Below are 26472 nucleotides of genomic sequence, written 5' to 3'. Positions count from 1 at the left end.
TAGATCAATGCAGCTTCCTGACCATGAAAAGAATGGAAGGAAGGTATCTTCATGCCGGCAAGATCAGAAGAAAGAACCAATGCAAGAAAAGAAGAGATTATCAATGCATGTAAAACTCTTTATCAGACAATGAGTTTTAAAGACATTACGATAAAGGAGATTGGAAATGTCACTTCATTTTCCAGAACCTCGATTTATAATTACTTTGAGACGAAGGAAGAGATATTTCTTGCACTGTTAAAAAGAGAATACGATGCATGGATACTGGATCTTCACAAGATCGTGGAAGAACATGAAAGCCTGGATGATGAAGAGATTGCTTCCGAGATTGCAGAGTCACTGGACCGGAGGCACCAGCTTTTGAAGATTCTGTCGATGAATCATTATGATCTGGAAGAGAACAGCCGGATAGAGATGCTGGTGGAATTCAAAGTTTCGTATGGGAATTCCTTAAGAGCTATGATGGGGATTCTTGCTAAATTCAGACCAGATATGGATATTGAAAAAAGGCAGGAATTTGTCTATGCATTTTTCCCATTTATGTTTGGAATCTATCCATATACAGTTGTGACAGATAAGCAGAAAAAAGCAATGGAAGAAGCCGGCGTTGATTATACTTATAATTCAGTGTATGAACTGACAAAGGCAGCGATAAAAAAGCTTCTAAAGTGATATTTTATAACATCTGATATTATAAAAATGTTTGAAGGATATAAAAGATATAATTTTGAAAGGAGACAGATATCATGAAAACATTAGTAGCATATTTTAGCGCAAGCGGAACAACAGAAAGCGTAGCAAAAAAGGTTGCAGAGGCAGCAGGAGCGGATCTTTTTGAGATTAAACCAGAAGTTCCATATACCAGTGAAGATTTAAACTGGATGGATAAAAAAGCAAGAAGTACAGTAGAGATGAACGATCCATCTTCCAGACCTGCAACAACAGGAACCGTAGAAAATATGGAGCAGTATGATAATGTGATCATTGGATTCCCAATCTGGTGGTATGTGGCACCGACAATCATCAACACATTCCTGGAAAGCTATGATTTCTCAGGAAAGAAGATTGCACTTTTTGCCACATCCGGCGGATGTGGATTGGGGAATACGGTAGACAGATTAAAAGAGTCTGTGGATAAGTCGGCAGAATTCGTTTCAGAAAAACTGCTGAACAGAGCAGGTGCATCTGAAATTGAAAACTGGCTTAAGAGCTGGATGTAAGATGTATCTGGTATCGGTTTATTTTGATGAAAAAAGCAGCCGGGTCATTTCCAGATATATAGAAAAGATTGCAGATAAAACCGGCAATACATTTATGACAGACAATCATGTCCCGCCTCACCTGACCATTGTTTCGGTAGAGACGAAAGATGAGGCTGGATTGACGGAGAAAATGAATGTATTAAAAGATCGGCTGCGAAAAGGAAAGATACAGTTGGTATCGGTTGGGGCATTATTTCCATATGTGCTATATATAACCCCGGTTTTGAATCAGTATCTGCAGCAGACGGCGGAAGAGATCCATAAGCAGTTAACTGAACTTACAGATATAAAGATGAGCCGGTATTATCAGCCGATGCAGTGGCTTCCGCATCTGACAGTGGGAAAGAAGCTGACAAAAGAACAGATGAGGGAAGCATTTTCCCTGATGCAGGAACATTTCGTCCCGATGGAAGTATCTGTGACAGAGATCGGACTGGCAAAGACAAATCCGCATAAGGATATTGTACGGATAAAATTGAATGAGTGAATATAAAAAGCGTAAAATTAAGAAGTATGATATGTACATGGAAGATATATCATATTATTTTGGTTTTACGCTTTTTGTATTTGACCGATCCGTTGTGGATTTTTCAGAGGTATTCTGGAAGAAGTTCAAATTCATGTTTTTTTAATATCTTGTGTGGAATATCTTGAGGTATAATTTAGATATCTCAAAATGCACTATGAAAAGCTGGAAGTAGAAAGCAGGAAAAATATGAAAAAGTACATAGGAATTTGTTTCAAAATAATTGGAATTATTGTGGCAGTACTTTTGATTGCAAATATTATATTGCTATTCGTAAAAAAGGAGCCGGATCCAGATTATGAAGCAGCTTTGAAACAGACAGAATTTACAGGGAAGAACGAGTCAGAAGAACAAGATGTATCCGAACGTATCCGGTGTATTGATCAGAATGAAGAGGCATTGATATACAGACTCCGTATGATAGGAAGTGCAAAGGAAAGTATTGTATTATCAACATTCGATCTGCGCCCGGATGACAGTGGGACAGATATAATCGCAGCACTTTATCATGCTGCCGATAGAGGAGTGAAGGTAAAGATTCTGATCGATGGAATCTATCAGAAAATCTTTCTGGAAAAAAGCCAGGCATTTAGGGCTCTGGCAGCACGGGAAAATGTAGAGGTCAGAATATATAATCCAATTACAGTGACGAATCTTACACGTCTGAACTATAGAATGCATGACAAGTATCTGATCATTGATGATTCCATGTATCTGTTAGGCGGACGCAATACCAATGATATATTTCTCGGGGATAAAAAGACAGGGATTAATGTAGACCGGGATATTTTCGTGTATGAAACGAAGGCGGGAAAGGGAAAATCATTTAAGGAACTGGAAACATATTTTCAGACTATATGGAACGAAAAACATGTGACGGAAAAGAAGATAAAAAGCACGAAGTTAGATGAAGAACAAGGAAAAAAACTGGAGACAAGATATCAGTCCCTGAAGCAGAAATATACAGATATAGAAGAATATCGGCGCTGGGAGGAAGATACATATGCGGTGAATAAGATTACATTATTGAATAACGGGACAAAAGCGGCAAGAAAGAGTCCAGAAGTTCTGCAGGCAATTGAATATATCGCAGAACAAGGGAAACATGTGGTGATACAGACGCCATATGTAATCAGCAATTCTTATATGTATCAGGTTCTGGAAAATATATCACAAAAAGCAGATCTTAAGATTGTCCTGAACGCAGTAGAAAAAGGGTCCAATCCATGGGGATGTACCGATTATCTGAATCAAAAGAAGCAGATATTGGAGACGGAGGCAACCGTATATGAACTGATGAATGATCACGCAGTGCATACCAAGACGGTTCTGATAGATGATAATATTTCCATTGTAGGATCTTATAACCTGGATATGCGAAGTACGTATCTGGATACGGAATTGATGTTAGTGATTGACAGTGAAAAACTGAATGCGCAGATTCAGGATACAGAACGCACTTATATGGAAAAAAGCAAGGAAGTAAGACCAGATGGCACGGAGACAAAGGGAGAACATTATAAAGAGAAAGTATTGACTCCGGAAAAGAAGCGTTTTTATGCATTCCTTAGAATTATAATCAGACCATTCCGGCATTTGTTATAAAGAATCTATAGAAAATATGCCGCAAAGCCGGGATCTGTAAGCTGCGAAAAATGATGTCTCAGATATGCGATAAGAAGAAAGGAAAAAATATGATAGACAGAGAAGATATGCTGGCACTGACCAGGAGAATGACAGTAAAAAGGACATCCATCACAAGAATTGCAGGTGGATATATGGATCAGGAAGGATATATAGATGGTACATTTAACACTGGATTTTTAAAATTAAGTCCGGATGAGAAAGAAAAAAATCTTCAGATAGCAAAGCAGATCCCATTTGCAGATACGAATAAGAATCTGAAAGAATATGCATTTTCCAGTGAAAAGATGAAAGGCGACAGCATGTGGAAGCTTCTGATGGGAATGCGTGCATGTGGTCTGAAAAATGATGCACTGATGGAGACGTTTTATGAGATTGTAGGAGAACAGTATCAGGTAGAGGGAGATTATGCAATCTATGTATTTCACGATAGATATGATATTCCCGCGAAAGGAAAGGATCATGTCCGTCTGGGGGAATCAGAAAATATGTTTGAATATCTGATCTGTGCGATCTGTCCCGTAAGCGGGGATTATGAACTGGGGGAACCGGAGTGTGGTTTCCTGTTCCCGGCATATATGGACGGCGGTGCCGCTATGAATTATGTGGATGTTTATCAGGCAGATCGGGAGCATCCGCATATAGAATTAGAGAAGATTCTTGGCGTGTAACCGTATAATAGGATAAAAAGTCCAAAAAAGTAATTGAAGAGCCGCAGATCAGCTGTTCGGATTAAAAGATTTTATAGCTACTGGCAGCGTATTTTGCATTGTTTGGGAAAGGTATGCAACCATTTAATAATTTCAATCGACTCGGATTCTAAAGTCCATTTGAATAAGGCGTAAATGTCCTCAAAGTGATAATAGAAGGTATTACGGTTCATATTACAATCTTTGATAATCTCGGTAATGGTAATTTTATTCAAAGGCTTTTTCTCAAGAAATTTTTTCAGGGAAGCGGCCAGTGTGCTTTTTGTACGAAAAGATAATTGGCTTCTGGCAGGACAGGGAGTGTCTACGCTGGATCTTAAGGATACAATCACGGGCGGATACTATTAAGGTTAATATGCTGGCAATTGGAGCCGTTGTAGTGGTACTGCTGCTGGTTATGAAATCTATATCAATACCGGCAATTCTGGTATTACCGGGATTGTTATACATTTTTGATAAGGTGATCCAGAAGACGACAAAGAATGCAAAATTCTTATAAAAGATAAAAAATATATATAGATGTGATTTATAGTTTTCAATTCCTGCTGGATATCCTATAATATAGTAGATTGAGTTTATAGGAAAAGGCAGGGAATATACAATGCATACAATGAAAAAATTCATCCAGTATTATGCCCCGTATAAGGCAGTATTCTTTCTGGATCTGGTCTGTGCGGCGGTTATAAGTCTGGTAGATCTGGCATTTCCACAGATATTACGGACGCTTACGAAGACGTTGTTTACAGAACCGGCAGACAATATATTACATGCTTTACTCCCGATTGGAGCAGGGCTGCTTGTAATCTATATCTTACAGGCATTTTGTAAATATTATGTCAGCTATCAGGGACATATGATGGGAGCGAATATGGAACGGGACATGAGACAGCAGCTTTTTGACCATTATGAGAAATTATCATTTTCATATTATGATCAGAATAACTCCGGGCAGATGATGAGTAAGCTTGTATCGGATCTTTTTGATATCTCGGAATTTGCACATCATGGACCGGAGAACTTATTCATTTCCCTGATCAAAATTATTGGTTCATTCATTTTTCTGTTTCTGATCAACTGGAGACTTGCAATACCGCTTGTGGTTCTGGTTGGGTTTATGTTGTTCTTTTCATATGGACAGAATAAGAAGATGCAGGCAACATTCATGGATAACCGGTGTAAGATTGGAGATGTTAATTCCAGCCTTCAGGATACACTGGCAGGAATCCGTGTCGTACAGTCTTTTGCAAATGAAGAGATTGAACGGGAGAAGTTTAAAAAAAGCAATCAGGGATTTCTGCGTTCCAAGGATGCCAATTATAAATGTATGGGAAGTTTTATGAGCGGTAATCTGTTCTTTCAGGGGATGATGTATCTGGTCACACTGGTATTCGGCGGCTGGCTGATCGCACATGGGAAGATGGAGGCAGCGGATCTTGCGATGTATGCACTTTACATCGGTATCTTTATCAGCCCGGTCCAGATATTGGTAGAACTTACGGAAATGATGCAAAAGGGTCTGTCTGGATTCAGGAGATTTCTGGATGTGGTGGAGACAGAGCCGGAGATTGTGGATGCACCGGATGCAAGGACATTGGAAGAAGTAAAAGGACATGTGTCTTATGAGGATGTATCTTTTCATTATAGTGATGATGAGACACCGGTGCTTTCGCATGTTACATTTGATATTCCGGCAGGAAGGTCGGTGGCATTAGTCGGACCTTCGGGAAGCGGTAAGACAACAATCTGTTCCCTGCTTCCAAGATTCTATGATGTAACAGGAGGACGTGTTACGATTGACGGGCAGGATGTCAGAGGACTGACGCTAGAAAGTCTTCGTAATCAGATTGGACTGGTACAGCAGGATGTGTACCTGTTCTGTGGAAGTATTAAGGAAAATATCGCATACGGAAAAACGGGAGCATCCATGGAAGAGATTGAAGAAGCGGCAAGAAAAGCGAATATCCATGATTTTATTATGGAACTTCCAGATGGATATGATACATTTGTCGGAGAGCGTGGAACGAGACTTTCCGGCGGGCAGAAGCAGAGAATTTCGATTGCAAGGGTATTTCTTAAGAATCCATCGATCCTCATTCTGGATGAGGCGACGAGTGCGCTGGATAATGAGAGTGAACGATGGATACAGAAGAGTCTGGAAGAACTTGCGAAGAACCGGACGACAATTACGATTGCGCACAGACTATCAACAATCCGCAATGCGGATGAGATTCTTGTAGTGGCAGATAATGGAATCGCAGAGCGTGGAACACACGAAGAACTGTTAAAGAAGGGCGGAATTTATGCTCATTATAATGAGATGGGATAAAATTGATCTGTAAGCAACAACATAAAAAAATTATCAATAAAGAAATTGCAAAAGAAAAAGATTGTTGTGAAAAGAATCTATGATATAATTTACAAAGATGTCAGCGACAGAAAGTAGACAGTGTAAAACTGTACGGGGACACCAGAAATGTATGATATCAACGAATAAAAACGGCCACAGAATAAGGTGGTAATAAAAATAAGAAACGAGGTAGAATTATGGATAAAATCAGAATTGGTATCGTAGGATACGGTAACATCGGACGCGGAGTAGAGCAGTCTATCAAGCGTAATGACGATATGGAATTAAAAGCAGTATTTACAAGAAGAGATCCTGCAAGTGTCAAAATCCAGACAGAAGGAGCAGAAGTAAAGCACTTCGATGATATGGAAACTATGAAAGATGACATTGATGTAATGATCCTCTGCGGTGGATCAGCAACAGACCTTCCGGTAATCGGACCGAAAGTAGCATCATCATTCAATACCATTGACAGCTTTGACACACATGCAAAGATTCCGGAGTACTTTGCAAATGTAGATAAAGCAGCAAAAGAAGGAAAGAATGTAAGCATCATCTCTGTAGGCTGGGATCCGGGAATGTTCTCACTGAACCGTCTGTATGCAGAATCCATTCTGGTACAGGGAAGTACTTATACATTCTGGGGAAAAGGTGTCAGCCAGGGACACTCAGATGCAATCCGCCGTATCGAAGGTGTAAAGAACGGCATCCAGTATACAGTACCGGTCGAAGCAGCGGTTGACCAGGTAAGAAGCGGAAGCGAACCGGAGTTGACAACAAGACAGAAACACTTAAGAGAGTGCTATGTAGTAGCAGAAGAAGGAGCAGATAAAGCAGCCATCGAAGAAGCAATCAAGACGATGCCGAACTACTTTGATGAATATGATACAACAGTAACATTTATCACAGAAGAAGAATTAAAAGAAAACCACAGCAAGATGCCTCACGGTGGATTCGTGATCCGTACCGGAGAGACAGGATGCGAAGGCAACAAGCATGTGATCGAATATTCTCTGAAACTGGATTCCAACCCAGAATTCACGGGAAGCGTTCTGGTTGCTTATGCACGTGCAGCACACAGACTTTCTAAGAAGGGTGAATCAGGAGCAAGAAGCGTATTCGATATCGCACCGGCTATGCTGTCTCAGATGACACCGGAAGAGTTAAGAGCACATATGCTGTAATTTTTAGATATTATAGTGTGCAAGAGAAGCTGCCAGTGGCAAGTTCTCTATATTTATAAAGAACAGGAGCGTGGAAGATGGGAAATGTAATCAGTATCGGGAAGCAAGATTTCGCAGCCTTAATAGAAGGCGGATATTTCTTTGTGGATAAGACAAATTTCATAAAAGAGTGGTGGGAATCCGCAGATGATATTACATTAATTGCCCGTCCACGCCGTTTTGGAAAAACCTTGAATATGAGCATGCTTAATTGTTTCTTTTCTGAAAAATATAAAAAAAGAACGGATTTATTCGAGAATCTTTCTATCTGGAAAGAAGAAAAGTTCCAAAAACTGCAGGGAACATATCCGGTTCTATATCTGAGTTTTGCAGATGTAAAGCAGAGTGAATATCAGGATGCCATATCTAAAATTAAAAGGATTATTTCAACACTATACCAGAAGTTTGAGCATATTGCTGGCTCCAAACTGCTCTCGGAGGTGCAACGAGAACAGTTCAGACGTGTGAACCCGGATATGGATGATGTAACTGCACAAAGTGCCTTGCAGGATCTCTCTTATTATTGTTATCTGTATTATGGAACAAAAGTAATTATTCTTCTGGATGAATATGATACTCCGATGCAAGAGGCGTATATACATGGTTACTGGGATAAATTTACGGCATTCATCCGGGGATTTTTTAATTCTACATTTAAAACCAATGCTTATCTGGAAAGAGCTGTTATGACAGGAATTACGAGAGTTTCAAAAGAATCTATTTTTTCAGATCTTAATAATCTGACGGTGATTACAACAACTTCTGAAAGATATTCAGATTGTTTTGGTTTTACAGAACAGGAAGTATTTGATGCGTTAGAGCAATTTGGAATGAGTGATCAGAAAGAAAATGTAAGAAAATGGTATGATGGATTTACTTTCGGGAGTCAGAAAGATATCTATAATCCATGGTCAATTACAAATTTTCTGAAAGGAAAACAGTTGAAGCCGTACTGGGCATCAACCAGCTCTAATGGCTTGGTCAGTAAGATGCTTCAGACAGCATCGCCGGAGATTAAAACAAAGATGGAATCATTAATCTCCGGAGGGAAAATTATTTCAAATTTTGATGAACAAATTGTATTTGAGCAGTTGGACAGGGATGAAGATGCGATATGGAGTCTTCTTCTTGCAAGCGGCTATCTGAAGGTTGAAGACGTGGAATATAAAGGGATCACTATGGAACCATGGTATCATCTGAGTATTACGAATCTGGAAACGGTCAGTATGTTTTCGAATATGTTCAAAGGATGGTTCAGAATCAGCGGCTCTAATTACAATGGTTTTGTGAAAGCCCTGCTGCAAGGGGACAAGGAAGCAATGAATTATTACTTGAATGAAGTAATGTTGGCTACATTCAGTTATTTTGATACAGGTAAGGGCATGTCTGATTATCTGGAACCGGAACGCTTTTATCATGGATTTGTCCTGGGACTGATCATTGAACTCAGAGAGGATTATGTGATCCGGTCGAATCGTGAAAGTGGCTTTGGCCGGTATGATGTAATGCTGGTTCCAAGAAAAGTATCAGATAGAAACAATCCGGCAATTATTCTGGAATTCAAGATCCGGAATATGAGAGCAGAACAGACATTAGAAGAGACTGTGCAATCGGCATTAAAACAGATTGAAGAGAAAAAATACGATGCAGAGCTGGTTGATCTGGGGATAGAACCGGAGAAAATCAGGCATTATGGATTTGCTTTTGAAGGGAAGAAAGTGTTGATTGGATAAAAGATGAAAAAGGGAATCTGCAATTAATGCATCGGTCCAAATGAATCAATGATATCGACTAACTGCTGATAATCCTCCGGATCTTTGGCAATATCTCTATAACAGAAAGCAATGTGAAATTCTTCATAAAGTTTTGAAAGGGCGGCGAGTGCTTCTTGTAAAAGAATCTCGTCGTCTTTTGCGTCTTTTTTTACATGCAGGATTTCTTCAAAATAGCGGTAGAAGATAGCCTTGTCTTCACTGGCACGGTAGATTTCTTTCAGCCAGTATGGGAAGAGTCCGGTTAATGCCTGCGGATAATTCAGTCCAAGATAACGCTGCGCAAATGACTGGAGCGGATATGGAACAAAATCAAACGAACGACCCAGGTCATTGATACCGGAAAGACTTAACGCACTGTTTAATAGTAGGTACATTTTTCTTTACATGATTTCAAGAATCAGCATATAATGAAAATAACATGCCAGGGTAACCCGGTAGCAAGAAATTTTCACATGCTATTTAAAGAATTAGAAATGACGATTTTTGAAAACCTGTTTTGAAGATCAGAACAATTGATATTATTAAAGTAAAGAAGGAGAGGTGTAATCAATGTTTTTATTTCAAAAAATAGAAGAAACGATGATGGGCTATTCCGATGCCCGGCATGCAGTAGGGGAATTTATCATCCGGGAACAGGACAATATATATAAGTATACACTAAGCGAGATCGCCGAGAGAACATATACATCCAAGGCAACCGTAGTACGCTTCGCTAAAGCAATGGGTTATGATGGTTGGAAAGAGTTCATGAAAGATTATATTGCAGAGGTGCAATACAGGAAAGCACATGAAAATGATATTGATTATAATTTCCCGTTTACCGAAAATAATAATATGAAAGAAGTATTGGATAATATCCAGCAGATGCAGGTAGATACGATCAGAGAGACGAGGAATCTGATTGAGGAATCCATTCTTGAGCATGCGGCCGAGAGAATTGTAAATGCAAGAAATATTGTAATTTTTTCTCTTAGTCCTAATAGTTATTATGCGGGTGCATTTGCGAGAAAATTATGTTCCATAGGATATCTGGCAAGGGTAGAAGGTGCCGGAGAATCAGGACTCCTTAGTGCAGCGCTGAGACCGGATGACTGTGCGATAATTATCTCTTATTCAGGAAATAATCAGACGAAGGTTCCGATGGACAAGATTAAGATATTGAAGGCTAATCATGTGCCGATGATCGGGATTGCCAGTGGCGGCGAAAATTATATCCGTAAACAGATTGACTGTGTATTTACTTTGGTTTCAAGAGAACGGCTGTATACAAAGATTTCGAATTATTCGACCGAAGAATCGTTGAAATTTATATTGGACAGTCTGTTTTCATGGGTATTTGCGAAGAATTACAGAGACAATAAGAATTTTAAGCTTTTGAATTCCAGAATGCTTGAGCAGGAAAGAAATACGCAGATGAAGGAAATGCAGGATAAAGACAAAGAAAATTTCAAAGACAATGCAGGAAGAAAATAGCGCAGATAAAACTTAAAACATGGAAAAGTTTCACTTTGTTTCACGAAAAGCATGTGAAAATGAAAAAATGTAAAACTCTGTTTCGTAAAAGGGCAGAGCTATTGATAAAGTCATGCCCCTGTGTTTTACTAAGCCTATCAGATGACAAAGACGTCTTGGATGCGTAAACCGGATACGCAGGATAAGAAAATACAGGAGGCTATAAGCGAATGAGTAAAAAGTATGAAAGCCTTGCTGCCGAACTGATTAGGCAGTTAGGGGGAAAAGGTAATATTGAAGACGCATATCATTGTCAGACGCGCCTGCGTTTTAAACTTGCAGATGAAAGCATCGTAGATGACCAGATTGTTGGCCAGATTGATGGAGTTGTAAAAGTAATCCGTAATGCAGGTGTATATCAGGTAGTCATTGGAACACATGTGGCAGATGTGTTTGAAGAAGTAGAAAAACTGGTAGATATTAAAAAAGATACAGATAAGAAGTCTGGAAATGAAAATGCACCGAAGAAAAATGCATTTGAAGTAATCATTGACTTTGTGGCAGGTGTATTCCAGCCGGTCATACCGGCACTTTCAGGAGCCGGTATGGTAAAGGCACTGCTGGCACTTCTTGTTGTGGCAAAAGTTATCACAGCGGACAATCAGACTTATATGCTTCTGAATCTTTTTGCAGATGGAGTATTCTATTTCCTTCCGATAATTCTGGCATTCACAACTGCACAGAAGTTAAAATGTAACCCGATCCTGGCTGCAGGTGTTGCAGCGATGATGCTGCATCCGAACTGGACGGCACTTGTAGCAGAAGGCAATCCGGTTAAGTTTTTTGACGTGATTCCATTTACATTAACAAATTATGCATCGTCTGTAATTCCGATCATCTTAGTAATCTTCGTACAGGCATATGTAGAAAAGCTGTTAAAGAAATGGATTCCAAAGGCAGTAGAACTTGTATTTGTACCGATGCTTACGTTCCTGATCATGGGAACACTTGCATTCTCAGTACTTGGACCAATCGGAGCAATCCTTGGAGGATACCTGGCGACATTCTTCACCTTCTTAAGCGAGACGGCAGCGTGGGCACCAGCAGTACTGGTAGGCGGACTTCTTCCACTGATGGTTATGTTCGGTCTTCATAATGGTGTTGCACCACTTGGTGTTATGCAGATGGCAAATTTGGGTTACGACAGTATCTTCGGACCTGGATGTCTGTGTTCCAATATGGCACAGGCTACAGCAGGAGCAGTCGTAGCATTCAGAACAAAAGATAAAAAGACAAAACAGATAGCGGTATCGGGAGCGATCACAGCATATATGGGAATCACAGAGCCAATCCTGTATGGTGTATCTCTTCCGAAAAAATATCCACTGATCGCAACCATGATCGGTGGAGCAAGTGGTGGACTTTATGCAGGTCTTACGCACACACACAGATTCGCAACTGGATCATCAGGACTTCCGGCAGTACTGTTATATCTTGGAGACAATACAACAAAATGTTTTGTAAATATTATTATTGCGATTATTATTTCAGCAGTAGTCAGCGGTGTTCTGACATTTATCTTCAGTCTGAAGTTTGAAAAAGACGTAGAAGAAAACGGAAAAGAAGTTGCAAAAGAGACAGATAACACAACAAAAGAAGTTATTGCAGAAGGCGGAACAGCAGATTTTATTTCACCGGTAAATGGTGAAGTACTTCCACTTAGTGAATCAGCGGATGAAGCATTTGCGTCAGAGGCACTTGGAAAAGGTGCAGTGATTATTCCGGAAGAAGGTATTGTAAGAGCGCCATTTGACGCAACGGTAGCAGCCTTATTCCCAACAAATCACGCAATCTGTCTGGAAGGAACAAACGGTGTGGAGATGATGATTCATATCGGAATTGATACTGTGAAAATGGATGGAAAAGGATTCCAGTCTTTTGTATCACAGGATGATGTAGTAAAGGCCGGAGATAAGCTGATCGCATTTGATATGAATGCAATCCGTGAAGCTGGATACAGTGAACAGACAATGGTGATCATTACCAATACAGATGATTTCTCGGATGTTTCTGTAGATGCAGGAAAAAAGACAGACGGAACAGATAAGCCGATTCACATTTCAAAATAGGAGGGAAGCAGAATGTATCATAAAAAATTAAAAGAATTTCCAAAAGATTTTCTGTGGGGAGCAGCTACATCTGCTTACCAGGTAGAAGGAGCATGGAAGGAAGATGGAAAAGGCATGTCCGTACAGGATCTGCATGAACCGGAAGATATCGCTGATTTTAAGATTGCAAGTGATCATTATCATCACTGGAAAGAGGATGTAGCATTAATGGCAGAAATGGGATTGAAAGCATACCGCTTTTCTATCTCCTGGGCAAGAATCATTCCGGATGGTGACGGCGAGGTGAACCAGAAAGGAATTGAATTTTACGATCATCTGATCGATGAACTGGTGGCTCATCATATTGAACCAATCGTAACCATGTATCACTTTGACTTGCCTCTGGAATTACATAAAAAGGGTGGATGGTGTAACCGTGCAACGGTAGATGCTTTTGAAAAATATGCAAAAGTATTATTTGAAAACTATGGAGACAGAGTGAAATACTGGCTGACGGTGAATGAACAGAATTGTATGATCAATCATCCAAATGCGATGAATCCGGGAAAGACTCCGACTAAGAAAGAATTATATCAGCAGAGTCATCATATGTTTCTTGCATCTGCAAAGGCAACGATCTTATGCCATAAAATGTGTAAGGATGCTAAGATTGGTCCGGCACCTAATATTACAGCAATCTACCCTGAAACATGCAAACCGCTGGATGCCATTGCGGCAGATAACTGGGAGACTATCCGTTGCTGGATGTACCTGGATATGGCGGTATATGGATATTATAATTCTCTGGCATGGTCATATATGGAAGAAAAAGACTGCGTTCCGGAGATCGAAGATGGTGATATGGAGATATTAAAAGAAGGAACAGCAGACTTCCTGGGAGTTAATTATTATGCAACGGCAACGGTAAGTGCAAGTAAGAATGACGGCACAGACTGCCAGCCAAGAAACGGTGACCAGCAGGTAATGCTTGGAGAAGAAGGTGTGTATCGTTCCGGCAATAATCCATATCTGGAACAGACAGAATTCGGATGGATCATCGATTCGGTAGGACTTCGTGTGACGCTTAGAAGAATCGACAGCCGTTACCATATGCCGCTTCTGATCACAGAAAATGGCCTGGGCGCAAAGGATGTCCTGACGGAAGACGGAAAAGTACATGATGATTATCGTATTGATTATTTGGAAAGACATTTTAAACAGGCACAGCTTGCATTGTCGGATGGAGTGAACCTGATTGGATACTGTCCTTGGGCATTTATCGATCTTGTAAGTACACATCAGGGATATGGAAAACGTTATGGATTCGTGTACGTGGACAGAGATGAGAAAAACTTGAAAGATATGGCGAGAATTAAGAAAGACAGCTTCTATTGGTATCAGAATGTGATACGGACGAATGGAAGTGAGATGTAACAGGTTATAAAAAACTGCCAGAAGAATATATGTGTGTGTAGGCGATTCTTCTGGCAGTTTTTTTGTAGACATGATTATATATGTTTATCTAAATATACTTTATTTCCAGTATTTTTCGATATAAGAAAGAGCCTCTGCTTTAGAGATACCGAATTTTTCTGTTAAATTCTGGCAGATATTATCTTTTGAAATTTGAAAATCCTGACAGGTTTCTATTGTTGCCTGAATACCTTTTTGGAGTCCAATGCGTTCGCCTTTTTCAAGTCCGCGGTTCTCACCAGTTATAAGTAAAATGTTTTTATCCCGGATAGCCTTTTGTCTGGCTTCGTATTCAAGACGTTTCTGCTCATCTGCACTTAGTTTATCTAGTTCATTATAGGCTTCTTTTAGGGTAGAATTTTTCTCTGCCATTCGTTTCAAATCCTTCCTGTTCTTTCCACACAGAAAACGCATCCATTGCATTAAATCAGATTCATTTTTTGTTCCGTTTACACATGAGAATTCTTCCTTCTTTTGTAAGATGAACTATCGCCTGAAGTAAAGAAATCTCTGCTTAAGTATATTTTAACACAGTATAATATGACAGAAAAGAAAAAATTATCGTTAAAATTTTGAGCCATAGATCAAAACAATATTCATCTTATAAGTAATATCGGATTATCTGCTCGAAATATTGAGCTGTAAGAATAATTACCGATTGGTTGATAGAAACTTTCTGTAGCTCTTCGAGTAAGAACTGCGTGAATGTAGGCTAACATATATTGATCAATATTGCAACAGAATTTTCTATAATTAAGTATACAAATGCGTTATAATAAAATTTACAGACAGTAGTGATAAGAATAATACAGCCGTTAATGAATGAAGAACGGTTACGGATGAGAAAGGATAAAGAAGCAGATGGAAAAAGGCACAATAAGAGAAATGAATCCGGATGAAGTAGGAAAAATTGATGTATGATAAAAGAAAAATACAGGAGATGAAGTAAAATGACAGTGAATGACATGATAATAAAGATGATACAGGAAGCAGATGGTAACCGGCATGATATCGCACATTTTCTGAAAGTATATACCTATGCAAAATTAATCGGTGAAAAAGAAGGACTGGATGAAACAACACAGAAAACACTCGAGATAGCAGCTATCATACACGATATTGCCTGTCCGCTCTGCAGAGAGAAATATGGTAACACGAATGGAAAATATCAGGAAAAAGAAGGCATCCAACTGGCAGAAAAGTTTTTGAATGAAGCAGGAATTGAAGGACAGATGAAAGAACGGATCGTGTATCTGGTCAGTCATCACCATACCTATGGAAATGTAGATGGCATGGATTACCGGATTTTACTGGAGGCAGATTTTCTTGTCAATGCGGATGAAAGCCAGATGTCAGAAAAATCAATAAGAAATGCAAGAGAAAAGATATTTGAAACGGAGACGGGAAAAGGACTTCTGTATGCTATTTATCTGGGGTAAAAGTGGAATAGAAGGAAAAGAAATTGACATACAGAAGCTATCTAAAATGAGAGATTTTACGTACAATACCGAAACGTACGATCGGTCAAAATTCTCGCAAATATAAGTCCAAGCGGCAACATTACAATAATCATAATCGCAGAAGTAAACCACGAAACCGCATCCGTCAGGGACATAATCCCGAAATTATAAATCGCACGGTACAGGTAAAGTCCCGGAACCATGATCACAATAGAAGGCACGGTAAGCGAGATTCTCGGATATCCGTTACTCTTCTTAATAAAAGAAGCAAGCAATCCGGCAGTTAGAGCCCCGATAAATGCGGCGGCGGCCGGAGGCATCTGTGTGAAATCAACAAGTTCAAGCCGGAGTGTATTGGCAATGGCACCGATAAATGCAGCTGTTGCAGCCATCGAATGAGAACTGTTGAACATGATCGAGAACCCGAATACTCCGCAAAAGCTCGCAATCACACGGAAGATAAGGCGGGAAGCAGCACTTAAATGCAGCGCTGTAAAATCGGCCGGTTCCAGATGCAGAAGTAAAGCCATGATCCATGCAAATAAAGTGGCAACCATAACGATAATGATTGCATAAGTAAGCCGTTCCAGTCCCGAACGCAGATCCAGCTTTGCAAGGTCGATCCCGCTTGTAATAAATGGAAATCCCGGGATGATGAATAACATCGAGCAGATATAACCAGCCTCATGAAGTTCTGGAATGTGAAAGAAAAGTTCCGCAAGCTTCAGAAAGACTGCATAGGTAAAACATGATGCAGATACGGATATGGCAATATTCAAAAACAATGTATAATGATGTTTGATTAATTTGGTGCGGATAAGGTTACCGATGCCGGCGGCAATGAATGCAAGAGCCATCTCAACTGGTCCACCTCCGAGTAAAAAGGTAAAGCCACAACAGGCAAGAGCTGCGGCAAAGCCCAGTTTTGCAGGTGAATAAAGGGCATGGATTTCCTCAATTTCATCCAACCGTTTATGGATATCTTCACCAGTCATATGGGCTTCTTCTTCTGGAAAATGATCTACGAACTGTTCCATGCGGTAAAGCTTGGATGTATTCACTCCTGTATTGGCAATACTCAATGACTGGGAAACACAATCGTTTCCATCAAAACAGTTGAATACAATAGACATAAGTCCCACGTCTACCGTACAGGTTACACCAAGCTCTTTGGAAAGCCGGTTCATAGAAGTTCGTACACGCCATGCACCGGTCCCACAGGAGAGCATGATTAACCCTACGCGGCCAATGACAGAAGCTTTCTCAATTAATCCGGCCTCTGCAATCAGCACATTACTGTCATCATTGGCATAGTCATGCCATGGAATCTCCATATGATTTTTTTCCATAATATCGATAAAGTCAGAATTAGTTGCCTGCATAAATGATCGCCTCTGCTTTGGAAACGTGGCGTTCCAGATTTTTTAAGAAATGTGAATTCGGAAGGAAAACTCCGATCTCATCATAACGGGTATTATCTTCAACAAGAGAATCCTGTCCATAGAATACATAGGACATAGGAAGCTCTTTCTGAAGTTTTATGACAATATCCAGAATAGCAGAATAAGCTTCTGCTTCGGTTTCTTTTAATTTTACGGTATCTGGTAATTCACGGATCAACAGTACACCGTTATTCTTTTCCAGAATGTTTTGTTCCGGTTCCATATCGTCGGATGTATAAGAATGGCTGTAGCGGTATGCCTGTGCCAGAAAAATATTCTTTGGAGCTCTGAGATCTGTATACACCTCATGGAAATAACGGTATTCCCGTTCATGAATCGATCTTTTATATTCAGGAAGTAAAATTCCGTTTTCATCTGTCATAATTATCGGATTCTGTTTTCCGTCTGCATTGAACCGATAGGGAATCAGGAATGCATTTCTTAAAAGATCAAAGACTGTATTCTGGCAGATAGCCATCAGAAACGCAGATAAATCCCGGTTGCGATAGGAATTGAAAAGAGCTTGTGTGAATTCTGTAGATGATGGAGAGTCTGGAAGGTCTACCCCATCGTTACTGAATAAGTAACTGCAGAATGTTTCCAGCAGTTTTTCACAGGCCCATTTATCTTCGGATATTTTCTTAAATAATATTTCTGATTTTTCTTCTCGTGGAAAAAGTGTTTTCTCTTCCATGATCATACGCTTCCTTTCATATTTCATCCGAATAAATTATACAACTGTGATAAAGATAAGTGAAAGCTATAATTAATATAGCGGATATATGATTGTGATATGATAAAGAAGGAAAATCTAAGATTTTTATACCAAAGCATATAAGAAATGGTGTCGGTGGCAGGTTATATAGATGTCAAAGTATGTAAGAGAAACTGTCGGTGGAAGGTTCTCTGTATAGTCAGTTGATGATTTGAAAGAAATATTTGATATAGTTAAAAACTATGACAAATACATGTTTTTTTGTATTATACAAGTTTATCGAAACAAATTATAATAAATCCATCGATCGAGAACACAATCAAGAATATGAAAAATATAAAAGAAAGCCACCGGGGACACTAAAAAAGCCAGAAAATCCCGTCCCCGTGGCAAGGAGGAAATAATCATGAACACACCATTTCGTTACGATTTTGTAGGAAGTTTTTTACGCCCACAGAAATTAAAAGACGCAAGAAAGAAATTTGAAGAAGGTACAATCTCACAGGAAGAACTAACCGCAGTAGAAGATGAATGCATCCTGGAACTGGTAGCAAAGATTAAAGAACTTGGATACCACGTTATCACAGATGGAGAATTCAGAAGATCGACATGGCACCTGGATTTCATGTGGGGATTTGAGGGAATCGAGCATCAGAAGACTGTTGAGGGAAATACAACATTCGATGCAGAAGCAGCAATGATTGATGATACATACATGACTGGAAAGATTTCAGTAAAGAATCATCCGTTTGTAGAGCACTTCAAATTCATCAAAGCATTAGAAGATGAAAATACAATTGCAAAACAGACCATTCCGTCACCGGGGCAGTTCTATGCATATTTTACGGGAGCACAGCTTCTGAACACGACATTAGAGATTTATGGATCAGAAGAAGCATTTGCGGAAGATGTAATTAAGGCATACAGTGAATTTGTACAGGAAATCTATGCAGCAGGCTGCCGTAACCTTCAGTTCGACGACTGCGTATGGGGCGGAATGGTAGATGCGAAGATGGCAGTTGCACTGACAGGAAGAACCGGACAGAAACTGGAAGACTACAAGAAACTTCTTCTGGAACTGAATAATCAGGTAGTTGCACAGGCACCGGAAGATCTGGTGATTAATACACACGTATGCCGTGGAAATTATCATTCTACATTCTTTAGTTCCGGTGCGTATGATTCCGTAGCAGATCTGTTATTCGGAGAAGAGAATGTAAATGCATACTATCTGGAATACGATGACAAGAGATCCGGCGGATTTGCACCACTTGCAAAGGTAGCTGGCGATAAAAAGGTCGTACTTGGACTTGTAACAACCAAGACACCGGAATTGGAAGAAAAAGAAAAAGTAATCGCAAGAATCCACGAAGCTGCCAAATACGTTCCTCTTGACCGATTATACTTAAGCCCGCAGTGCGGATTCGCATCCTGCGAAATCGGTAATAAGCTGACCGAAGAGGAACAGTGGGCAAAACTTAAGCTCGTAAAAGAGATCGCCGGCGAAGTATGGCCAGACAGATAAGCCAGAAGAATTTTTCCAAGTCCATTAATCAAAACTGGTATTTGAGACAGACAGAGTATATACTAATAACAAAGCCTACAGGAAAAGGTGGAGGTGAACCTATATGGATGTTGCAACAATGATAGCGCTTAATAACATGAATATGCTTACGGCGCTGACAGTACAGGCGGCAAACAATGTAATCACAATTGTAAATGGAGAAAGGATGGAAGAAGATATGGATGGTTCAATGTTAGATCAGTATATGGGAAAAGACTGTACAGTAAGTCTTTTTAATGAAGTCGGAGCAATCAAAGGAAAGCTCATGGAAGCGGATATGCAGTGGGTAAAGGTTGATACCAGGAAGGGAACACAGCTTATTAACAGAAATATGATCCGGAATATTACATTTGATAATAAGTAAAATGAATAACAGAGGAACAAAGATAAGAACATATATTTCCCATTGGCGGAACCTTGGATATGACAATGAAAAGCGTCTGAAGCATGCAGCGACGATCGCCAGGGATAATTTGAAATTACTGGAAAATTGCTGTATCTGGCTGATACCGGTCATTGCATTTATTATGATTGTAAGATGTGCGTACTGGGGAATCTCCGTTGCCAACATATTGCCATTCATGCTGTTGATCGTGGAGTTTTTAGTGATGATCATTCTGGTAAGAGAAGATGTCCTGTTAAAAAGAGGTATTATAAAAAAGAACCGGATACTTACAAGAACTGTAATCTTTACCTTATATCTGGTTACATTGTATTATGATGTTGTAAGGCTGCCGGAAGAGAGAAATGTATTGCTCTGTGTATTTCTTGTAACCTACGGAACAGTATTTGATATCTATCCGGAAAATAATCTCAAGATTGCAATCGGCATGTTCCTGCTTACCGGTATTCTGGAATATAATCTGGAATCCTACTCGATGTTCCGCTATAATATGCTGAATAATGTGATCGCAATTCTGATTGGTTGTTTCGTATCATGGAACAAAGTAAAGAATAAAATGGAAGTTCTGGTACGGGAAGAATATAAGAAAGAGCTGCAGGAAAAAGAATCCCAGATCAGCATCATGATGAGCCAGGTGCAGCCACATTTTCTCTATAATACATTATCAACGATACGGATTTTGTGTGGAATCGATGTAAAGAAAGCACAGGATTCACTTCTGAATTTTACAGAATATATCCGTGAGAATCTGGATGTACTTGGAAGCACGGAGATGATCCCGGTGACACAGGAACTGGGACATGTAAAACGTTATGTGAATCTGGAACAGATGCGTTATGGAGAAAAATTACAGGTGGAATATGATGTACAGTATGTAGAATTTTTAATTCCACCACTTACCATACAGCCGGTTATGGAAAATGCGATCAAGTACGGAGCAGGTGATAAAAGAGGCGGAGGAACCGTCAAACTTATGATCCGGAAAGAAGGTCATATGAATGTGATTGTAGTGGAAGATGATGGAAATGGTATTGATGCATCATCCATTGAAGAAATACCGGTAAAAGATGATGGAAGAACACATATCGGACTAAAAAATGTAAAGGAAAGAGTTGAAAAGATGGCTGATGGCAAGCTTAATTTCTATAGTAGAAAAGGATGCGGAACCATCGTGACCATCTATATACCGGATGAGAAGGACTAGAGGGAGGACTGTGTGATGAATATCATTGCAGTAGATGATGAACAGCTGTTACTCTACGAATTGTTAAATGAACTGGAAAAAGTATTCCCGGATGCAGATCTGATTGGATTCGATGAAGGGGAGGATGCGCTGGAGCATATTGAAAAAATGAAAGGACATCTGGATTATGCATTTCTGGACATCAAACTCAGGGGAATGACAGGGATCCAGCTTGCAAAACAGATAAAAGACAGAAAACCAGAGACCAAGATCATATTTTGTACGGCATATTCAGACTATGCCCTGGAAGCATATCAGGTGCATGCAGTCGGATATATTATGAAGCCGGTCACAGCAGATAAGATCAGGGAACAGCTGGAAGCACTGAAACAGATATTAAAATCACCGGTAATAGAAGATGACGCAAATTAAATGTACATACATTTGGCACATTTGAAGTATTCAGGAAGGGGAAGCCACTGGTATGGGAACGGGAAAAGGCGAAAGAGCTGCTGGCCTATCTGATCGACAGAAGAGGTGCAGCGGTATCCAATACCGGAATTGCAGTAGTATTATGGGAAGATGACAGCAAGACAAGGAATGTACAGACCGTTATGTCATCCCTTCGGAAAACATTGAAAAATGCAGGCTGCGAGGATATCCTGATCCGTGCAAGAAATGCAACATCCATTGATGTAAAGAAAGTACATTGCGATTTTTATGATTTTCTGGGTGGGAATAGTCTGGCCGTCAATACATACCATGGAGAGTATATGCAGCAGTATGGCTGGGCAGAGAATACGAGGAGCAATCTGAGTTAAATTTATAAAAAATCTATTGACATCAGACAGATTGGTTCTTATACTGAGAATTGTAAATAAAACACGGGGAGCTTGTGTACCAGGCTGAGAGGAAGTTGAGAGCTTCGACCCATATACCTGATTTGGATAATGCCAACGTAGGAATGTATAACGTAGAGTTTAGGAGAGATGCATTTAGTTGGTGTCTCTCTTTTTTATATCTAAGTATACAAGATTATCAGAGCATCCACGATGCAGCTATCGGTTATGGTGAAAAGAGATCGAGACAGCTGAACAGACAGGGTGTTAATAATCAGGAAAAATAAAATATCGGATAAGTTGAGAGTGAGCGAGAGTTCATGAAGGGGTGCACCACCACGGGTGTATTTACTTCGTGAACTCTTTTTTTCATCTGACAGGGATTCCCGGAATCTTTCAATATTTTTTTATTGGATTTTCCGGGAGGCTAAAGTCCGGGAAAGGAGAACGCACATGATTATTGTAAACGGAAAAGGAATCAATCTGACAAAAGATATTTCTGTAGAAGAATATCTGGAACAAAACCGGTATCAGGTAAAAAGAATCGCTGTAGAGCTGAATGGAGACATCCTTCCAAAATACAGCTATTCCGATACCATGTTAAAAGACGGCGACCGTCTGGAAGTTGTGACATTTGTAGGAGGAGGCTAACATTGATGGGAAAGGAAACAGCAGTGGAAAATACGACAGAAAAAGTGCTCAGTAAAGAAGAAATTTTAAATGCACTGAATGAACGTCACTCTCCGGAAAAACAGGCACTTTTATCCGCTGGATATGTGGCGATTGCCGGGCTTGGCGGACTTGGGTCAAATGTAGCATATGCACTTGCAAGGATTGGTGTGGGACATCTGCATCTGATTGATTTTGATGTGGTAGATATCACGAATCTGAACCGGCAGCAGTACTTTATGGAGCATATCGGGATGTATAAGACAGATGCACTTAAGTCATTATTGCTAAAAATTAATCCGTATCTGGATATTCAGACCGATTGTGTGAAAGTAACAGAAGAAAATCTTCAGGAGCTTTTTAAAGATGCATCAATTGTCTGTGAAGCATTTGATAATCCGGAGGCGAAAGCAATGCTGGTAAATGGAATACTGGAACATTTCCCAGAGAAAAAACTGGTATCAGCAACCGGAATGGCCGGATATGGAAGTAGCAATACCATCCGTACGCAGAAGCTTATGAAGAATTTTTACCTCTGCGGAGACCGGGAGACAGAACCAACCTACGGGAATGGTCTAATGGCGCCAAGAGTTGCAATCTGTGCAGCGCATGAGGCAAATATGATCACACGGCTGATACTGGGAGAAGAAGACGTCTAAGCATGTAATCGGTATATGTTCAGAAGAAGCTGCCGGTGGCTATCAGGGTAGCTGTATAGGAATTATATGATAGTCCGGATGATGCCGGGAAGATAAGAATATATGATATCAGTATAATAAATGAAAGAAGGATTAGATTATGGATAAAAAAGAAATGAAAAAAACAGATACATTTACTCTGAGAGGAAAGGAGTTTACCTCACGTTTTATACTTGGCTCAGGGAAATTTTCATTGGATCTGGTAAAAGCCTGTGTGGAAAAAGCCGGAGCACAGATCATCACACTTGCACTCCGCCGTGCCAATGAAGGCGGGCTTGCTAATATTCTGGACTATATACCAGAGGATGTGACACTGCTTCCGAATACATCAGGAGCAAGAAATGCAGAAGAAGCAGTACGTATTGCGAGACTTTCCAGAGAAGTCGGATGTGGCAATTTCGTCAAAGTAGAGGTAGTAAGAGATTCGAAATACCTGCTTCCGGATAACTATGAGACAATCAAGGCAACAGAGATTCTTGCAAAAGAAGGATTTGTAGTTATGCCATATATGTATCCCGATCTGAACGCTGCAAGAGATCTGGTCAATGCAGGAGCTGCATGTATTATGCCGCTTGGTGCACCAATCGGATCAAATAAAGGACTTTGTACAAAAGATTTTATCCAGATTTTGATCGATGAGATTGATCTGCCGATCATTGTAGATGCCGGAATCGGGCGTCCATCCCAGGCATGTGAGGCAATGGAAATGGGAGCAGCTGCAGTCATGGCTAATACAGCAATTGCAACGGCTGGAGACGTACCGGCGATGGCAGAAGCATTTAAGAAGGCAATCGAAGCTGGCAGAAGTGCTTACCTTTCCGGACTTGGAAGAACAATCGAACGCGGTGCCAGCGCATCTTCACCACTGACGGGATTTCTGCAGGATTAGGAGGCTGATAAGATGGAACAGGTACAGGAAAATAGAAATAATAAAATAAAAGAAGAAAATGAACAGGGTATAACTAAAGCTGCGGGAAAAAATACAGAAAAATATACAGAAAAAGAAGAACGGGAAATTATGCATATAAATGAAAGTATCTTAAGCGAGGAGATTCTGGAAGATCAAAAGAAGAACCGCATCAATCATATGACATACCTTCCTGGCATGGAGGACATCGGATCAGAGATACTAGATCAGGTTGTAGCAGCAATGGAAAGATATGATTATGACAGCTATACAGCAGAAGATGTAAAACGTGCGCTGGCACATACGGAACGTACACCGGAAGATTTTCAGGCGTTATTATCCCCGGCAGCATTGCCATTTCTGGAAGAAATTGCACAGGCAGCGCAGATAGAGACAAGAAAACATTTTGGAAACAGCGTCTATATGTTTACACCAATCTATATTGCAAACTATTGTGAAAACTATTGTATCTATTGTGGATTTAACTGCCATAATAAGATCAACCGTGCACAGTTAACAGCAGAAGAGATAGAAAAGGAAATGGTAGCAATTGCCAAGACCGGTCTTCAGGAAATCCTGATCCTGACGGGTGAAAGCCGCAACAAATCTACGGTAGAATACATTGGTGAGGCATGTAAGATCGCAAGAAAATATTTTAAAGTTATCGGCCTTGAAATCTATCCGGTAAATTCCGATGAATATGCATATCTGCATGAATGCGGCGCTGATTATGTAACCGTATTTCAAGAGACCTATAATTCAGATAAATATGAAACACTTCATCTTGCCGGACATAAGAGAATCTATCCATACCGTGTGAATGCGCAGGAAAGAGCATTAAAAGGCGGCATGCGTGGAGTTGGATTTGGGGCACTTCTTGGACTGGATGATTTTAGAAAAGACGCATTTGCAACAGGATATCATGCGTATCTGTTACAGAGAAAATATCCACATGCAGAGATTGCATTTTCCTGTCCGAGACTCCGGCCGATCATCAATAACGACAGGATCAATCCGATGGATGTACACGAGCCGCAGCTTTTACAGGTAGTGTGTGCATATCGTCTGTTTATGCCATTTGCAAGTATCACGGTTTCTACCAGAGAATGTGAAAGAGTCCGTGATAATCTGGTAAGCATTGCGGCAACGAAGATATCTGCCGGTGTAAGTACAGGTATCGGAAGTCACGTGGATGATATTGAAGACAAAGGTGATGATCAGTTTGAAATCTCAGATGGACGATCTGTGGATGAGGTATATCAGGCTCTTCTGAAACATAATCTTCAGCCGGTGATGAGTGATTATATTTATGTATAATGGAAGGAAATAAGTAATATATGTATGAGTCTGAATCATTATACATTTGGAAGAAACGGAATATAGTCGAAAGGAGCTATCAGTGATAGAATCTGTAGGAAATCAGACATTTAAAGTGATTGCAGTTAGTAATCGGAAGCTTTGTAAGCGGCCTTTTTCAGAGCAGATAGAAAGAGTCTGTAAGATACATCCGGACGCAATCATCTTAAGGGAAAAAGATCTGACGGAAGAGGAATATAGAACACTTGCAAAAGAAGTTTTAGAAATCTGCAATCAGTATCAGGTGCATTGTATCCTTCATAATTTTTGGAAAGTGGCAATAGAACTTGGATGTACTTCGGTACATCTGCCTCTTCCGATATGGAAAGGACTTTCTGATGATGAAAAAATGTATTTGAAGAATTATCTGAAAGAGTCCGGGAAGCAGAAAGAAGTTTCGGATAAAAATATCTGTAAAGGTATTGGAACATCGGTACATTCCGTGGAAGAAGCAAAGGAAGCAGAAGCACTTGGGGCGGCATATCTGACAGCAGGACATATCTACGCTACGAATTGCAAAAAAGGATTACCGCCAAGAGGTCTGGAATTTTTAGAAGAAGTCTGCCGGGAAGTCAGCATTCCCGTATACGGAATTGGTGGAATCAAATTTGAGGAGAAGCAGTGGCAGGATATGAAAGAATGTGGGGCTGCTGGAGGATGCATTATGTCCGGGATGATGGAAATATGATGATTAAAATAGTATAAAAAGTCATTAG

Annotated in this window: 28 protein-coding genes and 1 riboswitch; of the genes, 24 read left to right on the top strand and 4 right to left on the bottom strand. The window is 40.0% G+C overall.

Annotated features, from left to right (window positions below; genetic code table 11):
• The first annotated feature begins 51 nt into the window (after positions 1–51).
• From ACWJAF_RS00275 to ACWJAF_RS00235, 9 genes are all read left to right on the top strand, one after another.
• The gene (locus ACWJAF_RS00275; protein WP_296031611.1) at positions 52–672 is read left to right on the top strand and encodes a TetR family transcriptional regulator; all 621 of its coding nucleotides are present in this window, start codon (positions 52–54) and stop codon (positions 670–672) included.
• A gap of 71 nt (positions 673–743) precedes the next feature.
• On the top strand, positions 744–1220 hold the full coding sequence (locus ACWJAF_RS00270) for a flavodoxin (protein ID WP_448861620.1): 477 nt from the start codon (positions 744–746) through the stop codon (positions 1218–1220).
• The gene (locus ACWJAF_RS00265) at positions 1192–1749 is read left to right on the top strand and encodes a 2'-5' RNA ligase family protein (protein WP_448861400.1); all 558 of its coding nucleotides are present in this window, start codon (positions 1192–1194) and stop codon (positions 1747–1749) included. Before ACWJAF_RS00270 ends, ACWJAF_RS00265 begins: the two co-directional genes overlap by 29 nt.
• Positions 1750–1977: 228 nt before the next feature.
• Positions 1978–3393, top strand: coding sequence for a phospholipase D-like domain-containing protein (locus ACWJAF_RS00260; protein ID WP_448861398.1), 1416 nt, complete (start codon positions 1978–1980; stop codon positions 3391–3393).
• Between the two features lie 89 nt (positions 3394–3482).
• A complete protein-coding gene (locus tag ACWJAF_RS00255) occupies positions 3483–4103 on the top strand; it encodes a DUF4317 family protein (protein WP_296031605.1) in 621 nt (206 codons plus the stop codon).
• 301 nt (positions 4104–4404) lie between these two features.
• Positions 4405–4641 carry a hypothetical protein gene (locus ACWJAF_RS00250; RefSeq protein ID WP_448861396.1) on the top strand — a complete coding sequence of 79 codons (237 nt, stop codon included), beginning with the start codon at positions 4405–4407 and terminating at the stop codon, positions 4639–4641.
• A gap of 102 nt (positions 4642–4743) precedes the next feature.
• Positions 4744–6468, top strand: coding sequence for an ABC transporter ATP-binding protein (locus tag ACWJAF_RS00245; protein ID WP_448861394.1), 1725 nt, complete (start codon positions 4744–4746; stop codon positions 6466–6468).
• A gap of 218 nt (positions 6469–6686) precedes the next feature.
• Positions 6687–7673 (top strand): diaminopimelate dehydrogenase, encoded by a 987-nt coding sequence (locus tag ACWJAF_RS00240; RefSeq protein ID WP_448861392.1) that lies wholly within the window; start codon positions 6687–6689, stop codon positions 7671–7673.
• A gap of 77 nt (positions 7674–7750) precedes the next feature.
• Positions 7751–9445: an AAA family ATPase gene (locus ACWJAF_RS00235; RefSeq protein WP_448861390.1), complete on the top strand. Its 1695-nt coding sequence runs from the start codon at positions 7751–7753 to the stop codon at positions 9443–9445.
• A 23-nt stretch (positions 9446–9468) separates the two neighbouring features.
• Here the strand turns inward: ACWJAF_RS00235 and ACWJAF_RS00230 are convergent, their stop codons facing one another.
• Positions 9469–9861, bottom strand: a complete 393-nt coding sequence (locus tag ACWJAF_RS00230) for a hypothetical protein (RefSeq protein WP_448861388.1) — start codon at positions 9859–9861, stop codon at positions 9469–9471.
• Between the two features lie 175 nt (positions 9862–10036).
• On the opposite strand from ACWJAF_RS00230, the gene ACWJAF_RS00225 reads away from it, so the two are divergent.
• From ACWJAF_RS00225 to ACWJAF_RS00215, 3 genes are all read left to right on the top strand, one after another.
• A complete protein-coding gene (locus tag ACWJAF_RS00225; RefSeq protein WP_448861386.1) occupies positions 10037–10960 on the top strand; it encodes a MurR/RpiR family transcriptional regulator in 924 nt (307 codons plus the stop codon).
• 209 nt (positions 10961–11169) lie between these two features.
• On the top strand, positions 11170–13068 hold the full coding sequence (locus ACWJAF_RS00220; protein WP_448861384.1) for a beta-glucoside-specific PTS transporter subunit IIABC: 1899 nt from the start codon (positions 11170–11172) through the stop codon (positions 13066–13068).
• Positions 13069–13080: 12 nt separating this feature from the next.
• On the top strand, positions 13081–14481 hold the full coding sequence (locus ACWJAF_RS00215; protein WP_448861382.1) for a glycoside hydrolase family 1 protein: 1401 nt from the start codon (positions 13081–13083) through the stop codon (positions 14479–14481).
• A 99-nt stretch (positions 14482–14580) separates the two neighbouring features.
• On the opposite strand, the gene ACWJAF_RS00210 is transcribed toward ACWJAF_RS00215, so the two are convergent.
• Positions 14581–15003, bottom strand: coding sequence for a PD-(D/E)XK nuclease family transposase (locus tag ACWJAF_RS00210; protein ID WP_448861618.1), 423 nt, complete (start codon positions 15001–15003; stop codon positions 14581–14583).
• A 467-nt stretch (positions 15004–15470) separates the two neighbouring features.
• Here ACWJAF_RS00210 and ACWJAF_RS00205 point away from each other — a divergent pair, with 467 nt between their 5' ends.
• Entirely contained in the window at positions 15471–15959 is a 489-nt protein-coding gene (locus ACWJAF_RS00205; protein WP_448861381.1) for an HD domain-containing protein, read from the top strand.
• 56 nt (positions 15960–16015) lie between these two features.
• On the opposite strand, the gene ACWJAF_RS00200 is transcribed toward ACWJAF_RS00205, so the two are convergent.
• The gene (locus ACWJAF_RS00200; protein ID WP_448861379.1) at positions 16016–17362 is read right to left on the bottom strand and encodes a threonine/serine ThrE exporter family protein; all 1347 of its coding nucleotides are present in this window, start codon (positions 17360–17362) and stop codon (positions 16016–16018) included.
• The gene (locus ACWJAF_RS00195; RefSeq protein ID WP_448861377.1) at positions 17349–18116 is read right to left on the bottom strand and encodes a DUF4866 domain-containing protein; all 768 of its coding nucleotides are present in this window, start codon (positions 18114–18116) and stop codon (positions 17349–17351) included. Before ACWJAF_RS00195 ends, ACWJAF_RS00200 begins: the two co-directional genes overlap by 14 nt.
• A gap of 427 nt (positions 18117–18543) precedes the next feature.
• On the opposite strand from ACWJAF_RS00195, the gene ACWJAF_RS00190 reads away from it, so the two are divergent.
• The 11 genes from ACWJAF_RS00190 to ACWJAF_RS00140 all read left to right on the top strand — a co-directional run bounded on the left by ACWJAF_RS00190 (position 18544) and on the right by ACWJAF_RS00140 (position 26444).
• Positions 18544–19662, top strand: a complete 1119-nt coding sequence (locus ACWJAF_RS00190) for a 5-methyltetrahydropteroyltriglutamate--homocysteine S-methyltransferase (protein ID WP_448861375.1) — start codon at positions 18544–18546, stop codon at positions 19660–19662.
• A gap of 103 nt (positions 19663–19765) precedes the next feature.
• Positions 19766–20065: a hypothetical protein gene (locus ACWJAF_RS00185; RefSeq protein WP_448861374.1), complete on the top strand. Its 300-nt coding sequence runs from the start codon at positions 19766–19768 to the stop codon at positions 20063–20065.
• A gap of 1 nt (position 20066) precedes the next feature.
• Complete coding sequence (locus ACWJAF_RS00180; RefSeq protein WP_448861373.1) at positions 20067–21308, top strand: sensor histidine kinase; 1242 nt, start codon at positions 20067–20069, stop codon at positions 21306–21308.
• A gap of 15 nt (positions 21309–21323) precedes the next feature.
• A complete protein-coding gene (locus ACWJAF_RS00175; protein WP_448861372.1) occupies positions 21324–21719 on the top strand; it encodes a LytR/AlgR family response regulator transcription factor in 396 nt (131 codons plus the stop codon).
• Between the two features lie 47 nt (positions 21720–21766).
• The gene (locus ACWJAF_RS00170; RefSeq protein WP_448861616.1) at positions 21767–22108 is read left to right on the top strand and encodes a winged helix-turn-helix domain-containing protein; all 342 of its coding nucleotides are present in this window, start codon (positions 21767–21769) and stop codon (positions 22106–22108) included.
• Between the two features lie 54 nt (positions 22109–22162).
• A riboswitch (TPP riboswitch) is annotated at positions 22163–22269 on the top strand.
• The gene (locus ACWJAF_RS00165) at positions 22252–22413 is read left to right on the top strand and encodes a hypothetical protein (protein ID WP_448861370.1); all 162 of its coding nucleotides are present in this window, start codon (positions 22252–22254) and stop codon (positions 22411–22413) included. Its footprint overlaps the riboswitch before it by 18 nt.
• A 166-nt stretch (positions 22414–22579) precedes the next feature.
• The gene (gene thiS / locus ACWJAF_RS00160; RefSeq protein ID WP_448861369.1) at positions 22580–22777 is read left to right on the top strand and encodes a sulfur carrier protein ThiS; all 198 of its coding nucleotides are present in this window, start codon (positions 22580–22582) and stop codon (positions 22775–22777) included.
• A 5-nt stretch (positions 22778–22782) separates the two neighbouring features.
• A complete protein-coding gene (gene thiF / locus ACWJAF_RS00155; protein ID WP_448861367.1) occupies positions 22783–23454 on the top strand; it encodes a sulfur carrier protein ThiS adenylyltransferase ThiF in 672 nt (223 codons plus the stop codon).
• A 139-nt stretch (positions 23455–23593) separates the two neighbouring features.
• Positions 23594–24382 (top strand): thiazole synthase, encoded by a 789-nt coding sequence (locus tag ACWJAF_RS00150; protein WP_448861365.1) that lies wholly within the window; start codon positions 23594–23596, stop codon positions 24380–24382.
• A gap of 129 nt (positions 24383–24511) precedes the next feature.
• Complete coding sequence (gene thiH / locus ACWJAF_RS00145; protein WP_448861614.1) at positions 24512–25717, top strand: 2-iminoacetate synthase ThiH; 1206 nt, start codon at positions 24512–24514, stop codon at positions 25715–25717.
• Between the two features lie 82 nt (positions 25718–25799).
• Complete coding sequence (locus tag ACWJAF_RS00140; RefSeq protein WP_448861363.1) at positions 25800–26444, top strand: thiamine phosphate synthase; 645 nt, start codon at positions 25800–25802, stop codon at positions 26442–26444.
• The last annotated feature ends 28 nt before the right edge of the window (positions 26445–26472 follow it).

This window comes from Dorea sp. (assembly GCF_977044405.1).
Note: the sequence above shows the minus strand (reverse complement) of the source record. Positions and strands in the feature narration are given on the sequence as shown.

What these genes read in the sequence shown, in the direction of transcription:
- ACWJAF_RS00275 (WP_296031611.1), top strand. Translation starts at nt 52, where the DNA reads ATGCCGGCAAGATCAGAAGAAAGAACCAATGCAAGAAAAGAAGAGATT.
- ACWJAF_RS00215 (WP_448861382.1), top strand. Translation starts at nt 13,081, where the DNA reads ATGTATCATAAAAAATTAAAAGAATTTCCAAAAGATTTTCTGTGGGGA.
- ACWJAF_RS00150 (WP_448861365.1), top strand. Translation starts at nt 23,594, where the DNA reads ATGGATAAAAAAGAAATGAAAAAAACAGATACATTTACTCTGAGAGGA.
- ACWJAF_RS00230 (WP_448861388.1), bottom strand. Translation starts at nt 9,861, where the DNA reads ATGTACCTACTATTAAACAGTGCGTTAAGTCTTTCCGGTATCAATGAC.
- ACWJAF_RS00175 (WP_448861372.1), top strand. Translation starts at nt 21,324, where the DNA reads ATGAATATCATTGCAGTAGATGATGAACAGCTGTTACTCTACGAATTG.
- ACWJAF_RS00195 (WP_448861377.1), bottom strand. Translation starts at nt 18,116, where the DNA reads ATGGAAGAGAAAACACTTTTTCCACGAGAAGAAAAATCAGAAATATTA.
- ACWJAF_RS00165 (WP_448861370.1), top strand. Translation starts at nt 22,252, where the DNA reads ATGTATAACGTAGAGTTTAGGAGAGATGCATTTAGTTGGTGTCTCTCT.
- ACWJAF_RS00260 (WP_448861398.1), top strand. Translation starts at nt 1,978, where the DNA reads ATGAAAAAGTACATAGGAATTTGTTTCAAAATAATTGGAATTATTGTG.
- ACWJAF_RS00205 (WP_448861381.1), top strand. Translation starts at nt 15,471, where the DNA reads ATGACAGTGAATGACATGATAATAAAGATGATACAGGAAGCAGATGGT.
- thiH (WP_448861614.1), top strand. Translation starts at nt 24,512, where the DNA reads ATGCATATAAATGAAAGTATCTTAAGCGAGGAGATTCTGGAAGATCAA.
- ACWJAF_RS00240 (WP_448861392.1), top strand. Translation starts at nt 6,687, where the DNA reads ATGGATAAAATCAGAATTGGTATCGTAGGATACGGTAACATCGGACGC.
- thiF (WP_448861367.1), top strand. Translation starts at nt 22,783, where the DNA reads ATGGGAAAGGAAACAGCAGTGGAAAATACGACAGAAAAAGTGCTCAGT.
- ACWJAF_RS00225 (WP_448861386.1), top strand. Translation starts at nt 10,037, where the DNA reads ATGTTTTTATTTCAAAAAATAGAAGAAACGATGATGGGCTATTCCGAT.
- ACWJAF_RS00235 (WP_448861390.1), top strand. Translation starts at nt 7,751, where the DNA reads ATGGGAAATGTAATCAGTATCGGGAAGCAAGATTTCGCAGCCTTAATA.
- ACWJAF_RS00200 (WP_448861379.1), bottom strand. Translation starts at nt 17,362, where the DNA reads ATGCAGGCAACTAATTCTGACTTTATCGATATTATGGAAAAAAATCAT.
- thiS (WP_448861369.1), top strand. Translation starts at nt 22,580, where the DNA reads ATGATTATTGTAAACGGAAAAGGAATCAATCTGACAAAAGATATTTCT.
- ACWJAF_RS00245 (WP_448861394.1), top strand. Translation starts at nt 4,744, where the DNA reads ATGCATACAATGAAAAAATTCATCCAGTATTATGCCCCGTATAAGGCA.
- ACWJAF_RS00190 (WP_448861375.1), top strand. Translation starts at nt 18,544, where the DNA reads ATGAACACACCATTTCGTTACGATTTTGTAGGAAGTTTTTTACGCCCA.
- ACWJAF_RS00180 (WP_448861373.1), top strand. Translation starts at nt 20,067, where the DNA reads ATGAATAACAGAGGAACAAAGATAAGAACATATATTTCCCATTGGCGG.
- ACWJAF_RS00255 (WP_296031605.1), top strand. Translation starts at nt 3,483, where the DNA reads ATGATAGACAGAGAAGATATGCTGGCACTGACCAGGAGAATGACAGTA.
- ACWJAF_RS00220 (WP_448861384.1), top strand. Translation starts at nt 11,170, where the DNA reads ATGAGTAAAAAGTATGAAAGCCTTGCTGCCGAACTGATTAGGCAGTTA.
- ACWJAF_RS00185 (WP_448861374.1), top strand. Translation starts at nt 19,766, where the DNA reads ATGGATGTTGCAACAATGATAGCGCTTAATAACATGAATATGCTTACG.